This is a genomic window from Staphylococcus sp. HMSC13A10, from assembly GCF_001808005.1.
Taxonomy (GTDB): domain Bacteria; phylum Bacillota; class Bacilli; order Staphylococcales; family Staphylococcaceae; genus Staphylococcus; species Staphylococcus pasteuri.
This window is the reverse complement of record NZ_KV791863.1, coordinates 79666-95571: the sequence shown is the minus strand read 5'-3', so window position 1 is coordinate 95571 and position 15906 is coordinate 79666. Positions and strand designations below refer to the sequence as shown.

Genomic DNA, 15906 nt, shown 5'->3' with positions numbered 1-15906 from the left:
GTTTTAACTCTTTTAATTAACCATTAAAATAATGTAAATAAATGTAAAGGCTTACTTGCAGAATAGGACATATTGTTAATCATTTAGACTGTATTTGGTTACTAGCCTTGACATACCTTGTATTGAGAAAGACATATATTTTTTACTAGGAATTTACATTAAATTAAAAAACAAATGTTAAATTAAGAGTGTAGTTACTCAGACCTTAGGAGGAGAAGAATGGAAAAGTCAGTTAAATTTGCTATTGGAATTTATTTAGCAGCTATTTTAATAGTGACAACACTTTACTTATCATTCATTCTAGTTGGAAGTTTACAAGGAAAAGACATGAGCAATTCTGTATTAGATACAGATCACACTAAAATAAATAATAAAACACGTAATAGCGATGAAGCCGTAGACTCTAGTTTAAAAAATGAAGATGCTTCATCAAAAGAACATTCATATACATCTACAAATTATAAAAATGTTGATTCTAAAGACTCAAATCAGCATCAATCAAAACAAATAGATAACAAAACAGCGAATTCAAATTATCAAACATATTGATAAATGAATTCGCTGTTATACTCAATGTAAACCCACTCATTTTATAAGGAGTAGGGTTATTTTTTTATAATAATTTGTTTAAGTTGATTCAAGACGTCTTCTCTTTCCGGAAGAGGAAATATAGGATAAATATGAAACAAATTGTCACCTTGTATAAATTCATGTTCAATCCCTTTTTGATCAAGCATTTGGGATAATTTAAGCGCGTCAGGATATAATGTTTCTTTAGTACCTATGACAATAGTCAAGTGACCGAGATGGTTTATATCACCATTAATAGGTGAAATTCTATAGTCATCTAAAGGCGTATCCCCTGCCCATAAACCTGCTAAGTATTTACTTCCATCAATACCTAACATTGGGTCTATTTGTTCATATTTTTTCGTTTCTGGATTACTAAATGTAGCATCTAACACAGGTGATAATAATACAATATGTCCTGGTTGTGGTAATGATCTATCATTTAATGATTGTGCAAATGATAAGGCAATTTGACCACCTGCTGAATCACCCATAACAATAAGTTGATCCGGATTATCTACTTTATTAAGTAAATTTTGATAAATTTTATGGAGGAGTACCTCTGTCGTTATATAATCTCTATGTGGCACTTTAGGATATATAGGCATTACTATTTTAGCGTCTAACGTTTCTGCAAGTAAGTCTATAAATTCAAAGTGATAATCTAAAGGATCTTGAAACCAAGCGCCACCATGAATATATAATACTGTCCTTTGTTGTCGGTCACCTTGATTGTTAACAACATAAACTAATGAACCAAAGTAATCTTGGATACTAACGTTATGGTTAAATTCATATTTAGTACCTGCATACTTACCCGCAGTTTCATCTTTGGTCTTTTCAAGTGCTTTTTTAGCGCCTTCAACACTATCGAACGTGCTTTTCATTCCATTTAATCGCATCATTTTTTCTTGAACGAAACTACGATAACTTCTCTGTTCTTTGACTTTAGCGAATAATATACTACCTACTAAAGTAGAACTTATCACAGCTAGAACTTTCTTGAACATTGAAATCCACCTCCTTTATCCTTTACTTCTATAATATAATAATTTCGAATTTTTCGCGTTATAAAAGTCTTTTTAAGTTTATTTAATATTCATAAATCCGTTACCTAAAACGTCTCTTACATCATGAATAACAAGAAATGCATTGTCATCATAACGGTTAACAATTTTCTTTACTGTAGCAATCTGACTTTGAGATACTACTGCATATAATATATCTGTATTATCTAATTGATAAGCACCTTTACCATCTAACAATGTTGATCCTCTTCCAGTAGCTTGGTATATTTCAGAACTAATATCTTTATTGTGATCTGAAATAACTGTTACTGCTTTTTTAGGATTAAATCCTTCTACTACAAATGCCATCGTTTTTTCGACAATAAATAGCATAACGATTGTATATAGTACATTAGTGATAGGCAACACTAGTAAAAATGATAGTACTACCAATGCGTCTAATATAAATAACGCTTGGGATGTTTTAACTTCTGAATATTTACTTATAATACGTGCAATGACCGATGTACCACCTAATGTACTTCGTGATGCAATAACTAGGCCTGAACCTATACCGATTAATACACCAGCAAAGACTGTATTAATAAAGTTTTCATTAATTCCTAAACTAAAACTTTTAGTTAAATCTAAAAAAATGGAGCTGGCTGTAATCGTAATCACTGTATAAATTGCCGTCGTTTTACTCAAATATTTCCAACCAATGATAATTAAAATAGCATTAATGAGGAAAGATGTAAGCGCCGGTGATAAACCTAGGGTATATTTTAATATAAGGGACATACCAATAGCGCCGCCCTCACCAAGGTTACCAGGTATCACAAAACTATTTACACCGAGCGCAATTAATAGTGTTCCTACAAGACAGAAAACTGTATTTTTAATATGATAAGTACGAGAATGTTTTGCCATTTTAGCCTCCTTCTGTAACACTGCTTAAATCGTTACTATCGTATTTTTATATAAAAATTTCACACGTTTTCTATCATAACACTTAATTATTACACGTCCCACCAACTCGGGTTAAATCGTATAATGAGAATTTAGTATATAAAAAAACACTCGAACATTAATTTCATTCGAGTGTCTGTAAACCTATTTATTATTTTGAACTTTCGTATATTTGTTCATACATCGGTGTTAACTGGCGTTCAAATTTTTGTAAATCAATAAACCTACCTTGTCTATGCATTTCTTTACCATTCATAAATATTAAATCTACAGGTACGGTAAAAATAGATAATTCTCCTGCAATATCTGTTACTTCATTTTGATTAATAATAGCTAATTTCACTTGAGGAAACGTTTCTTGTAATAAGTCTTTCACTTGAGGTAACACGGCATGACAAACACTACAGTGATCTCTCATCACATGAACTACAACTAATGGATGTTGATTAATGAAAGTTTTAAATTGTGCTACATCTCGAATTGTCTCAGTCATACCATACACCCTCTCGAGTTAAAATTAGTACAGATCATCTTTAATATAAGTACGAATTTTCACTTTATTTCATTATATCTTGAAAAACTTGAGGTAACTTCGTTATTTTTTGCTTTTCTAAATCATAAAAACCACCTGTTTGGTAACCTATACAATGTACTTTATCTTCAGATGAGATTTCAAATTTGAATATCCATTTCATTTTACTTGCTTTAATCATCCAACAACGTGCTCTCGGTCTATCGTGTATCGTTACTGGTACTTTATAATCCGCTTCCGTTTTCATTAAAATTGGTGAAATGCCTTTAGATATCATTTCTGAATAATTCATATATTGATTAATAAAAATGGTACGTAAATCTTCAAACCATCTTATAAACACGATATTACTTACAATCCCCATTGCATCAATATCATATCCATTTATTTCTATCTCTGTATCAACAATTAATTTGCCTTCTTCAGTATCCATTATTAATTTCTCCCTTATATCTATATTCATGTCTATTTTAAGCTATTTAAACATTATTTTCATCTTTGTGGACTTTAACATGTTTACCGGGTCTCTTTTTTATAACTATATTATTCTATTATTTATAATCATTATTTTAATATAAAACAATTCAAAAATTTTAAATTATGGTATAATAGATGTGAAATCATTCACATTAAAATGGAGGGATTCCTATGAAAGCCTATAATTACTCAAAACCTGGTGTAGCAAAGTTAATTGATAAGGAAAAGCCAGTCATTACAGAAAGTACTGACGCTATTATTAGAATGGTCAAAACGACTATTTGTGGTACAGACTTACACATTATCAAAGGTGATACTCCAGAAGTACCTGAAAATACAACACTTGGTCACGAAGGTATCGGTATTGTTGAATCAGTTGGATCTAATGTGAACAACTTTAAAGTTGGAGATAAAGTCATTGTCTCTGCAGTATCTTCTTGTGGTAAATGCTATTACTGTAAAAAAGGCATTTATGCACACTGCGAAAATGATGGTGGTTGGATTTTAGGACATTTAATTAATGGTACACAAGCAGAATATGTTAAAGTTCCTTTTGCAGATAACTCGTTATATCATGCACCTGACTCATTACCAGATGAAGCTTTAGTTATGCTTTCAGATATTTTACCAACTGGTTATGAGATTGGTGTATTAAAAGGAAAGGTTAAACCCGGTAGTACTGTAGCTATTGTTGGTGCTGGACCAGTCGGTTTAGCTACATTATTAACTGCACAATTCTATTATCCGTCAAAAATTATTATGATTGATTTAGATGATAACCGTTTGGAAACTGCTAAATCACTTGGCGCGATACATACTATCAATTCTAGTAATGTTGAACAAGCTATTAAAGAAGTCTATGAGCTCAATCATCGAGGCGTCGATGTCGCTATTGAAGCTGTAGGTATTCCACAAACTTTTGACTTATGTCAAAAATTAATTGGCGTCGACGGTACAATTGCTAATGTCGGTGTTCACGGTTTACCAGTGCAATTTGATATCGACAAATTATGGATCAAAAATATCAATGTCTCTACTGGTTTAGTTTCAGGTAATACTACAGAAGAACTATTAGAAGCATTAAAAAGTAAAATCATACAACCTGAACAACTCGTTACTCACTATAGTAAGTTAAGCGAGATTGAAAACGCATATGATTTATTTAGAAATGCTACTGACCATAAAGCGATTAAATTATTAATTGAAAATGATATTATAGAAGCATAATCCTTTAGATATAAAAAATCCTGACTGCATTTTTACAGTCAGGATTTTTATCTATTGTAATTATTTAACTTTCATAATACGTTTACTTGGCTCAACATCTTTAATATCGTCCACTGTTAACGTTTTGTTATCCAAGTTTGTGATAACCAATGGTGTCACAATGCTTGGTGCATTTTCTTTAAGATATGCTAAGTTTACTTTCATTAAAGGTTGACCTTGAGTCACTGGTTCATCCGCATTGACTAAACTTTCAAAACCTTCTCCATTTAACTTAACTGTATCTATACCAATATGAATTAATAATTCAATTCCTGTATCAGATTCTAATCCAATCGCATGTTTTGTTGGGAATATTGTCTTCACTGTACCGTCAAATGGCGCAACGATTTCACCTTTTTCAGGGATAAATCCAATACCGTCTCCCATCATTTTTTCAGAGAATACTTTATCAGGTACTTCAGATAATGGAATAATTTGTCCAACACCTGGCGCATAGATTTCAGTTTCAGCAATATTTTCTACGTGTACTGGTTCTTCTGAATCTTCTTCAGTGACAGTTGTTTCACTTGGTTTAGTAATTTCACCACTCATGATTTTTGCCATATCATGTTTAATTTGATCTGATTTTGGACCAAAAATAGCTTGCATGTTATTACCAACTTCAAGTACACCAGAAGCACCTAATGCTTTTAGTCCTGGTACGTCTACTTTTGCTTTATCATTAACTTCAACACGTAAACGAGTGATACAAGCATCTAAATGTTTAATATTCTCTTTACCACCCATTGCATCTAATACATCAAATGGTAATTTAGCCACACTTGAATTTCTGACTTCTTGTTCTTTATCTTCTCTACCAGGCGTTTTTAAATTGAACTTTCTGATAGCAAAATCGAATAAGAAATAATAAACCAGTGCATATACGATACCTACTGGAATAACTAATAACGCATTTGTTCTATGCCAGTTTAATAATCCGAATAATACATAGTCTATGAATCCACCAGAGAATGTCATACCAATTTTTACACCTAATAAATGCATAATTAAGAATGAAGAACCTGCTAATACAACGTGGATTGCATATAACAATGGCGCTACAAATAAGAATGAGAACTCAAGTGGTTCTGTAATACCTGTTAAGAATGATGTTAATCCTGCTGATAGCATCAAACCACCAACAATTTTTTTACGTTCTGGACGAGCATTTTTATAAATAGCAAATGCTGCAGCTGGTAAACCAAACATCATAAATGGATATTTACCAGTAGTAAATGTACCAGCAGTAAATGGTACACCGTCTTTTAATTGAGCCATCCAAATACGTTGGTCACCACGAACCAATTCACCAGCATGGTTTGTATAATGTCCGAACTCGAACCAGAATGGTGCATAGAAAATATGATGCAAACCAAATGGAATTAGTGAACGTTCAATAACACCAAAAATAAATGTTGTTAATACTAAGTTTTTCGTTAATAAGAAGTTTGATAAATCATTTAAACCTGTTTGAATAGGTGGCCATACCCAACTTAATACAATACCAACAATAATTGCGGCCACAGATGTTGCTATAGGGACGAAACGTTTACCTGCAAAGAATCCTAAAAATGCTGGTAACGTAATATTATAGTATTTGTTATAACACCATGCGGCTACGGCTCCCATGATAATACCGCCAAACACACCAGTTTGTAGTGTAGGGATACCTAACACTAACGCAAATTCAGGTTGTTTAGCAGCTTGACTTAATTCTTTAGCACCTTTTGCATAAGAGAAGATATCATCAATTGTAATATTTAAATATTTACCCATAGTGGCATTCATAATTAAATAACCAACTAGTGCTGCTAATGCTGCTACACCATCTCCTCCTGCTAATCCAAGTGCTGTACCGACTGCGAATAATAGTGGTAAGTTGTCAAAAATGACTTGTCCTGCTGCTTCCATAATAGAAGAAATCATAACAAAGACATTATTTGTTAACCAAGGCGCAATTTTGACTAACTGTTCATTGTGCATTGCATTCCCAAATGCAAGTAAAATCCCAGCTGCTGGTAAAATTGCCACAGGTAACATTAACGCTTTACCTATACGTTGCAATTGCCCAAAGAGCTTTTTAAACATATAAAAACATTCCTCTCATATTGTAGTCATTTACATGTACATAAAAAAAGAGATGAACAAACAAGACCATAATAAATGGCCAAATGTTTGCTCATGCCTGCATCACCAGTAACACGCAAATGTTATTTTTAATTTAAATATAGTATACACATTAGCTGAAGCGTTTACAATAGTTTATTTTAAAAAAATCTCAACCAAAACGAGTTGGTTGAGATTTATAGAATCTATATTATAAGAAACGTTTTGTTGCTACTGAGATTGGTGGGATTTGATCAAAGTCTAAGTGTTTATCTTCAGTGATAGATCTGTATGCCCATTTACCATAACCAAGTGCTTCTGAGTTAACAATTTTACCTGGTAATGGTGCAGCATTAGGATCAACATGTACATCAACGATAGTTGGAACGTTTTGTGACATTGCTTCTTCAACAATATCATCTAAACGACTAGCGTCTTTAACTGTATAACCTTTACCGCCAGCAGCTTCAGCGAATTTAGCATGATCCATATCAGAGAAATCAATGGCATATTCTAATTCACCAGCAGCTTGTTGTTCATATTTAATGAACGCTAATTGTTTGTTGTTTAATACGAAAATTGTTAATGGTAAATCGTATTGAACTGCAGTTGCAAAGTCTTGCATTACCATTTGGAATGCGCCGTCCCCTGCAATTGCTACTGATTGACGGTCTGGGTAAGCAACTTTAGCTGCCATAGCACCTGGAAGTGCACAACCCATAGTACCTAACCAACTTGAGATCATAAATTTGTTATTTACACCTAAGTTTAAATAACGAGTTGACCATACTGTTGAAGTACCAACGTCTGCTGAAACAATAGCATCGTCTTTTAAGTTGTCATTGATAGCTTTCATTAAACGTTCTGGACGTAATGGTGAATTATTATTATTTAAATCTTGTTCCATCCATTTATCCCATACTGCTTTACGTTCTAAAGTTTTGTCTAAGAATGGACGTTTAGCAACGTGTTTAATGTTTTCGCTTAATTGTTCTAATGCAATTTTAGCGTCTCCTAAGATACCAACGTTGATATCGAAACGGTGACTAATATGTGCTTCATTAGTATCAATTTGGATTGCTTTAATATTTTTCTTAGGTAAATATTTAACGAATGGGAAGTTAGTACCAATCATAATTAAAAGATCTGCATCTTGAATTGTTTGATATGATACTTTAGTACCGATTTGTCCTAAGTTACCTAAATTGTAAGGATGATCATCAGCAAGGATTGCTTTTGCTGGTAATGAATGAATAGCTGGAATTTTAGCCATTTCTATAAATTCACGTAATTCATCTTTTGCATGTTGTGCACCAACACCGAAAAGAACAACTGGTTTTTTACTTTTATTGATTAATTTAGCAGCTTTTTTGATGTTTTTGAATTTAGGTGCAATTGCTTTAGGTTTAGTTGTATTTACTGGTTTGTTAGTAGTGTCTTTAATTTGTTGAGTTAATAAGTCATTAGGACAGATGATTACTGCTACACCTTTTTGCTCATAAGCTGTACGAATCGCTTCATTAACGATTTCAAATACGTTATCGCCTTTTTGAATTTGGTGGTTATAAACAGCTACATCTTCACATAATTTAGATAAATTAGTTTCTTGGAAAGCACCAGTACCTAATTTATCACTATTTGTTTGACCAGAAATAACTAATTGAGGAACGCTATCCATTTTAGCGTCATACATACCATTTAATAAGTGGATTAAACCAGGTCCACCAATACTTAATGCTACTCCGATTTTACCTGTAATTCTTGTATAACTACCAGCAGCTAAACTTGCTACTTCTTCGTGACGTACGTGGTAGAATTTGAATGAGTCTCTTACTGTACGTAATGAGTCAACTACTGCGTCAATTGAGTCTCCTGGTATACCATATAAGTGATCGATGTCCCATGCTTCTAATGCTTTAACTAATGCTTCATTTGCTTTAATTTTTGCCATTTTTCCAAATAGCCTCCCTTTCTATTTATATGAGTTTCTTCCCTTTAATAGAACAATAAAATAAGTATTGGTATTAAAATCGAACTGATTACTGCAGTTAATATCATACCAATCGAACTAAATGCGCCTGATTCTATATCTAATTCTAGTGCTTTTGCTGTACCGAAAGCGTGAGAAGCGTTACCATATGTTAAGCCTCTCGCGATTGAAGATTTAAAGCCTCCCATACGCAATAGCATTGAACCTAGAATACTGCCTATTAACCCTGTAGCTATTATAAAAAGTACAGTCATTGTATCTGTGCCACCAAGTTCGTTAGAAACTTCTATCCCAACAGCTGCTGTGATAGACCTTGGCAGCATAGTAACAATCGTTTCTTTTGAATAGCCGAAGATTTTCAACGTTACGTATACTAACATAAAATTAAGTATTACACCAGTTAACACGCTCGTGAAAATCACAAAAAGGTATTTCTTTATCTTATGTCTGTTTTGATAGAGTGGATAAGCCAAACAAACGACCGTTGCGTTTAATATATGATTTATCCATTCTCCACCTTTCATGTATCCTTTATAACTAATATCAAACATAAGAAGTATCGCTATAATGATAATTGATGCAATTAATGCTGGATTAAGAAATGGATTTTTATATTTGTCTTGCAGTTTTTTAGAAATAACATATACCACAATCGTTATAATTATCATAACTGCTGCTTGTAATATGTTATTCATAACTCATCCATCCCTTTTCCTATATCTTTTCTGTTCACCAATTTTTCAGCGATATAGCCTGAGGATAATGCTACTAAACATGTTCCTAAAATAATAATTAAAAAGAACAATAGATAGTTAAGCGTAATGTCTGATACTACATCCATAACGCCGACAACAGATGGAATAAAGAAAAACACCATCGTTTTTAATAGGAAGTCTGCACCTTCATTCACCCACGATACAGGAATTATTTTGAACTGTAATAATAGGTAAAAAATGATGAGACCTACAATACTACCTGCTAAAGGGATGTGTAATAAGCGCTGCACTTCGGTACCGATGAATGAAATAATTAAAATAAGTACGAGTTGTACAATAAGATGTATGAAATCTCTCACCTTATGCATGCTATCTTTCCCTTCTAAAAAATTTGTCTAAATTGTTACAACAATTTTTTAGTGATATTTATAATTATAGTCTTTCTTTTTCTATTATTAAAATACATTTTTCGAATACTAAACATTCCTTAAATTTATGAAATCGGTTTCTTTCGTTAAGATTAATTCTATTATTATAAATGTGAAAATTTAAGTCATATGAATATTTTAAGGAAATTTATGTTAGGTTAATCTATCTCTTAAATATTCTATCCATTTATTAGTCGCATAACTAAGACGTTTATCCTTTTTCCATACTAGTCCTAGTTCCCACTCTACATTTGCATCTTCAATATTAATGGCACATACATTTTTGTTCATCAATTGAGTAATAGAAAGTGGCAAAATACTTATCCCTAATCTATTACTGATAAGATTTTCAATCACATTCCATTGAGATATTTGAGAAACCATATTGGGTATAAAACCGGCATTTTTAGTTATTTCTATAATTTTATCATTTAAGTAAAAGTCATCATTAAATAAGATAAAGTCTTCGTTAGCTAAATCTTTAATTTTAATATTTTGATACTTGGCTAATGGATGGTTTTGGTTTAATACGACACACAACGATTCCTTATTAAATGACAGAGCTTCAAAATATTGATGATCGACAGGAAGTGTCGTTATTCCTAAATCTAATTCATCATTTAAAATTTGTTGTTCAATTGATTTTCCACCGTGTTCAACAAAGTTAAATGTCACATTAGGGAATTGATGATGAAAGTCTCCTATCATACCTATTATAGTCTCCATATTCATCACTGCTGATAGACCAATGTTAATATGACCGGTTTCTAAACCATATAAACTACTGATTTCTGATGGTAAATTTTCATATAAAGCGATAATCTCTTTGCATTTATTGAAAAAGATTTTGCCAGCATCTGTTAAAACAAGTTGCCTCTTTCCCCTATCGAACAATGGTACTGCCATTTCGTCTTCAATATCTTTAATAGCTTTACTAATCGTAGGTTGAGCAATATATAAAAATTTAGAAGCATTTGTCATACCACCTTGTTTCACAACCTCTATAAAATATTTCATATGTTTAATATCCACTAATGTCACCTACTCAAAAAGTTTGTTCCTATTATTATACAATAACCCTTTTATTTTAATGTGGTTTAAGTATTTCAACTCTTATATTAGCTTTATACTGGCTTTTATATTGGCTTTTTCAAATTAATAGATAATTGTGTTATAATATGCTTTGGCTCAAAATGATTATTCGAGGTGAGGAATTGAGCTTTTACGAATTTATGCAAAATTTTCTTGGTGATGACACACCATTAGGCGAATTGGTTGATTGGATTAATCAAGATAACAATTTTCCTAGACAAGTGAAGAGCCAAAGTGAAATATTGTCATATTTTCGAACTAATCCGTGTCCTGAAGACTTATCAATGACTATTGTTAAAAGAGCATTGTCAGTCTTCAACCAATTCACTAATATATGATCTATGTTAATTGTTATTTAGCATTTATCTAACATAAGAATACATGGAAGTCTATCATCCCGAGGGGAGCGGGACAGAAATTTGCCGTAGTTCCACCCCAGCAAAGATGACTAGAATTGAAAAAACTTTAAATAAGTACATTTCAATTCAGTCATCTACTGCCAATATATGCTTTTATTTAGAAATGTTAAATTTATTTATATACTTTTAATGCTGTCGACAAAGTTTCGTGCTTTGTTGATGGCTTTTTTATTTGTACTTATATACTTTCTATTCATAAGAGTAAAACATGAAACTTACATGAAAGTATAAAATATTATTACAAATACCCTATTTATATTTCAGTAACATTACAGTTCCTTGTATAATTCATTTCTAATATTGTATTCTACCTTTTTTACATCTATTATGAATACGGTTACTAAATAAAAAACGATTTTTGGGAGAAAAAATGAAACTAAAAAAATTATTATCTCGTGTCATAATCGCTACTGGAATCTTGTTAACAGGGACTATAACTTATCAAACAGCTGAACAGACACATGTGTCAGAAGCAGCTTCATATAAAAATTATTATAATAAAGGTCAATGCACTTGGTGGGCTTATCAAAGACGCGCACAATTAGGTAAACCTATATCTAATCGTTGGGGCAATGCGAAGAACTGGTATTCAAATGCAAGACGTTCAGGCTATGCTACTGGTCATACTCCTAGACGTTATGCGGTAATGCAATCTACTGCAGGTTACTACGGTCATGTTGCTGTTGTTGAGAAAATTTATAGCAATGGAAATATAAAAATATCAGAATATAACTATAATCGTCCATATAATTATGGAACGAGAATTATAGGAAAATCATCTGCTCGACATTATAATTACATCTATTAAATAAAAAACGACATGGCATATGCAACTTTAAATGCATACCATGTCGTTTTTTTAGTTTAAGAATTTTGACGTAATTGTTCTAAAATTTCTTTTGCTTTTGCTGAATTGGCTTGTTCTTCTTGTTTAAGTGCATCAGCAACTTGTGCAATTTCATCGCCTTTAGCACCTACGATAATTGCTAATGATTTATATTGTAAGCTCATATGACCTTGTTGAATTCCTTCAGACACTAATGCACGACACGCAGAAAAGTTTTGTGCTAATCCAACCGCTGCAACAACATGACCTAGCTCTTGTGCAGTTTTGACATTTAGTAAATCAAGTGAAGCTTTAGCAATTGGTAATACTTTTGTACCACCACCAACAATAGCTAAAGTCATCGGCACTTCTATTGTTCCTATTAATCGTTGGCGATCTGAATCATACTCCCACGTTGCTATACCACGATATTGACCATCACGGCTAGCGAATGCATGCGCACTCGCTTCTGCACCACGCGTATCGTTACCAGTTGCTAAAACAACTGCATGAATACCATTCATAACACCTTTATTGTGTGTAGCAGCTCTGTGTATATCTACTTGTGCTAATACAGACGCACGTTCCATTCTTTGTGCTACTTCCGCACCTTCTCTACCACCTTTAGTTAAATCGTTAACGTCTATTTCTCCTTGTACTTTGACAACAGATGCAGTGGCATGATTAGATAATATGCTCATTAATACGTCTTTATCTGGAAATTCATTTTTTAAATGTGCTGTAATGGCCTCTAATATTGTATTTAACATGTTAGCACCCATCGCATCTTTTGTATCTACAAATACTTTCAATGATAACAGTTGCTGTTCTGGAAATGTATCTATGTCAATCTTTTGATAACCTCCACCTCTTGCTTTAATAGATGGATAGGCTTCATCTGCAATTTGGTGTATTTGTTCTTCTTTATTTTGAATCGCCTGTGCCAAAGCTTCAGTATCTTCAACACCATCAAATACAATTTGTCCGATCATTAAACGTTGGCTTGATACTGTTTTAAATCCGCCAGTTTGATTTACTAGCTTTGCACCATAACTCGCAGCAGCAACTACTGATGGTTCTTCCACCATCATTGGCACAACGTAAGGTTGTTCATCAACGATAATTTCAGGTAATAATCCAACGGGCAATGTACCTTGGCCAATCACATTTTCAATTAAACTATTAGCAATATCTTCATCTATTAGTGGATGATTTAACAAAATGTCATGATTTTCGCTAGATAACCAACCATATTCTTCTAATTGTTTTAATTTATCTTCTCTCGATAAATGACGAAATCCTTTATCCAAATTTTGCATATTTTTTCTCCTTTTTTCACTATGAATTATCACTTTTAATTCTATATATTCAAATAAAACAAAACTTATTACCATTATAAAACAATTAAAGTTTTCTTTGTAAAAGTTACTTGTTTTATATTCTAAAAATCTCTGTATTTATAACAATATCATTTGCTATTTTTTAAATTTATATATTAATAACAGGCGATTTAACGCAATTATTAAAACGCTTACATAACTGTTATACATTCATATCAAAATCTGTTATATTCATTGTATATCATTAAATTATTTTGGTATGATACTAATGCTACTTTTAAAACTGAAAGGATGTAACCCTTATGAACATAGGTATAGATAAAATAAACTTTTATGTACCAAAATTTTATGTAGACATGGCTAAGCTTGCTGAAGCACGCCAAGTTGACCCAATTAAATTTTTAATTGGAATTGGCCAAACTAAAATGGCCGTAAGTCCTGTAAACCAAGATATCGTATCTATGGCCGCTAATGCCGCTAAAGATATTATAACAGACGAAGATAAAAAGAAAATCGGTATGGTTATTGTAGCGACTGAATCTGCAATTGACTCTGCAAAGGCTGCAGCTGTTCAAGTCCACAATTTACTAGGCATTCAACCTTTTGCACGTTGTTTTGAAATGAAAGAAGCGTGTTATGCTGCTACACCTGCAATTCAATTAGCTAAAGATTATCTAGCAAATCGTCCAGAAGAAAAAGTATTAGTTATCGCAAGTGATACTGCACGTTACGGTTTACAATCTGGTGGTGAGCCTACTCAAGGTGCCGGTGCCGTAGCAATGATGATTTCTCATAATCCTAGCCTCTTACAATTAAATGATGATGCTGTAGCATATACTGAAGATGTCTATGATTTTTGGAGACCGTCTGGCCATGCATATCCACTTGTTGATGGTTCATTATCAAAAGATGCATATATCCGTTCATTCCAACATAGCTGGGATGAATATTCAAAACGTGAAAATAAATCGTTAGCTGATTTCGAATCACTATGTTTCCATGTTCCATTTACAAAAATGGGTAAAAAAGCTTTAGAATCAATTATCGATGAAGCAGATGAAACAACACAAGAACGTTTAAGAACAGGCTATGAAGATGCCGTTTATTATAACCGTTATGTAGGTAATATTTACACAGGTTCTTTATATTTAAGTCTTATATCATTATTAGAAAATCATGACCTTTCTAGCGGACAAACAATCGGATTATTTAGTTATGGTTCAGGTTCTGTTGGTGAGTTCTTTAGTGCTACTGTCGTTGATGGTTTCCAAAATCAATTAGATACTAAAGGTCATCAATCTGCTCTAGAAAAACGACAAGAAGTTTCAGTAGAAGAATATGAAAACTTCTTCAATCGCTTTGATAATTTAGAATTTGACGCACAACAAGATGCAGTAGACAATGATCAATCTATCTTCTATTTAGAAGCTATTAATGACAATATTCGTGAATACCATGTTCCAAAATAATAAACTATAAACCATACTGGAATACAAATTCCAAAATAATAGCACTAAGATGATTAGGAAGAAAATCATCTTAGTGCTATCTTTATATTCAATGCTCAAAAATTACGTATTTTTATGGTTTAGTACTATGTTTTGGTACAAATAAAGGACTCATGTCTACTTTTTCAGTTTCTAATAATTTTACTTTGTTTTTGATTGTTCCACCATATCCTGTAAGACTTCCATTTTTAGCGACAACTCTATGACATGGAATAATAATAGATATTGGATTACTCCCAACTGCGCCACCAACTGCCTGAGCTGACATTTTGTCTTTATTCATTCGTGTTGCTACTTTTTGAGCTATATCTCCGTAAGTTGTTAATTCCCCGTATTCAATTTTTTCGAGTTCTTGCCATACAAATTGTTGAAACTCAGTACCCTGAGATTTAGTAGGAATATTTAAGTTTGGAACATCCCCTTTAAAATAAGCATCAAGCCATTCTTTAGTTAATTGAAATACTTTTATATCATCTTTTTCAACTCGACCATCTTCTAATTGTTGGTTTTGATAGAGTACATGTGTAAGATATTCGCCATCGCTAACAAGTTCTAATAACCCGACTGGTGAATCATAATAAGTTTTATATTCCATTAGACTCATTCCTTTCTTTATAGTAACTCATGCGTTTTATTAATTATTATAAGGGTATTTGATGT

16 protein-coding genes are annotated in these 15906 nt (G+C 32.4%); 5 read left to right on the top strand and 11 right to left on the bottom strand.

Features of this window, described 5'->3' with window-relative positions:
• Positions 1–219 precede the first annotated feature (219 nt).
• Positions 220–549: a hypothetical protein gene (locus HMPREF3125_RS08525; protein ID WP_029056088.1), complete on the top strand. Its 330-nt coding sequence runs from the start codon at positions 220–222 to the stop codon at positions 547–549.
• A 56-nt stretch (positions 550–605) separates the two neighbouring features.
• Here HMPREF3125_RS08525 and HMPREF3125_RS08520 read toward each other — a convergent pair whose 3' ends face one another.
• The 4 genes from HMPREF3125_RS08520 to HMPREF3125_RS08505 form a co-directional block, all read right to left on the bottom strand.
• Positions 606–1580, bottom strand: a complete 975-nt coding sequence (locus HMPREF3125_RS08520) for an alpha/beta hydrolase fold domain-containing protein (RefSeq protein ID WP_070453172.1) — start codon at positions 1578–1580, stop codon at positions 606–608.
• A gap of 78 nt (positions 1581–1658) precedes the next feature.
• A complete protein-coding gene (locus HMPREF3125_RS08515; protein WP_070453168.1) occupies positions 1659–2507 on the bottom strand; it encodes a YitT family protein in 849 nt (282 codons plus the stop codon).
• Positions 2508–2697: 190 nt separating this feature from the next.
• Complete coding sequence (locus HMPREF3125_RS08510) at positions 2698–3039, bottom strand: thioredoxin family protein (RefSeq protein WP_046467000.1); 342 nt, start codon at positions 3037–3039, stop codon at positions 2698–2700.
• A 64-nt stretch (positions 3040–3103) separates the two neighbouring features.
• Positions 3104–3511 carry an acyl-CoA thioesterase gene (locus HMPREF3125_RS08505; RefSeq protein WP_070453164.1) on the bottom strand — a complete coding sequence of 136 codons (408 nt, stop codon included), beginning with the start codon at positions 3509–3511 and terminating at the stop codon, positions 3104–3106.
• A gap of 215 nt (positions 3512–3726) precedes the next feature.
• Between HMPREF3125_RS08505 and HMPREF3125_RS08500 the strand changes: the two genes are divergently transcribed.
• Positions 3727–4782 carry a zinc-dependent alcohol dehydrogenase family protein gene (locus HMPREF3125_RS08500; RefSeq protein ID WP_070453161.1) on the top strand — a complete coding sequence of 352 codons (1056 nt, stop codon included), beginning with the start codon at positions 3727–3729 and terminating at the stop codon, positions 4780–4782.
• A 60-nt stretch (positions 4783–4842) separates the two neighbouring features.
• On the opposite strand, the gene ptsG is transcribed toward HMPREF3125_RS08500, so the two are convergent.
• The 5 genes from ptsG to HMPREF3125_RS08475 form a co-directional block, all read right to left on the bottom strand.
• Positions 4843–6909, bottom strand: a complete 2067-nt coding sequence (gene ptsG, locus HMPREF3125_RS08495) for a glucose-specific PTS transporter subunit IIBC (RefSeq protein WP_029055995.1) — start codon at positions 6907–6909, stop codon at positions 4843–4845.
• Positions 6910–7138: 229 nt separating this feature from the next.
• Positions 7139–8878: a pyruvate oxidase gene (locus HMPREF3125_RS08490; RefSeq protein ID WP_029055994.1), complete on the bottom strand. Its 1740-nt coding sequence runs from the start codon at positions 8876–8878 to the stop codon at positions 7139–7141.
• A 44-nt stretch (positions 8879–8922) separates the two neighbouring features.
• Positions 8923–9612, bottom strand: coding sequence for an LrgB family protein (locus HMPREF3125_RS08485; protein WP_017636570.1), 690 nt, complete (start codon positions 9610–9612; stop codon positions 8923–8925).
• Positions 9609–10001, bottom strand: a complete 393-nt coding sequence (locus HMPREF3125_RS08480; protein WP_017636571.1) for a CidA/LrgA family protein — start codon at positions 9999–10001, stop codon at positions 9609–9611. Before HMPREF3125_RS08480 ends, HMPREF3125_RS08485 begins: the two co-directional genes overlap by 4 nt.
• A 213-nt stretch (positions 10002–10214) precedes the next feature.
• On the bottom strand, positions 10215–11093 hold the full coding sequence (locus HMPREF3125_RS08475; protein ID WP_070453158.1) for a cidABC operon transcriptional activator CidR: 879 nt from the start codon (positions 11091–11093) through the stop codon (positions 10215–10217).
• Positions 11094–11275: 182 nt separating this feature from the next.
• Between HMPREF3125_RS08475 and HMPREF3125_RS08470 the strand changes: the two genes are divergently transcribed.
• Complete coding sequence (locus tag HMPREF3125_RS08470; RefSeq protein ID WP_070453156.1) at positions 11276–11491, top strand: sterile alpha motif-like domain-containing protein; 216 nt, start codon at positions 11276–11278, stop codon at positions 11489–11491.
• A 451-nt stretch (positions 11492–11942) separates the two neighbouring features.
• Complete coding sequence (locus HMPREF3125_RS08465) at positions 11943–12380, top strand: CHAP domain-containing protein (protein WP_070453153.1); 438 nt, start codon at positions 11943–11945, stop codon at positions 12378–12380.
• 56 nt (positions 12381–12436) lie between these two features.
• Here HMPREF3125_RS08465 and HMPREF3125_RS08460 read toward each other — a convergent pair whose 3' ends face one another.
• Positions 12437–13792, bottom strand: coding sequence for a hydroxymethylglutaryl-CoA reductase, degradative (locus tag HMPREF3125_RS08460; RefSeq protein WP_256278086.1), 1356 nt, complete (start codon positions 13790–13792; stop codon positions 12437–12439).
• Positions 13793–14040: 248 nt separating this feature from the next.
• Here HMPREF3125_RS08460 and HMPREF3125_RS08455 point away from each other — a divergent pair, with 248 nt between their 5' ends.
• On the top strand, positions 14041–15207 hold the full coding sequence (locus tag HMPREF3125_RS08455) for a hydroxymethylglutaryl-CoA synthase (RefSeq protein WP_070453146.1): 1167 nt from the start codon (positions 14041–14043) through the stop codon (positions 15205–15207).
• A 112-nt stretch (positions 15208–15319) separates the two neighbouring features.
• Here HMPREF3125_RS08455 and HMPREF3125_RS08450 read toward each other — a convergent pair whose 3' ends face one another.
• Complete coding sequence (locus HMPREF3125_RS08450; protein WP_070453141.1) at positions 15320–15841, bottom strand: methylated-DNA--[protein]-cysteine S-methyltransferase; 522 nt, start codon at positions 15839–15841, stop codon at positions 15320–15322.
• Positions 15842–15906: the final 65 nt, after the last annotated feature.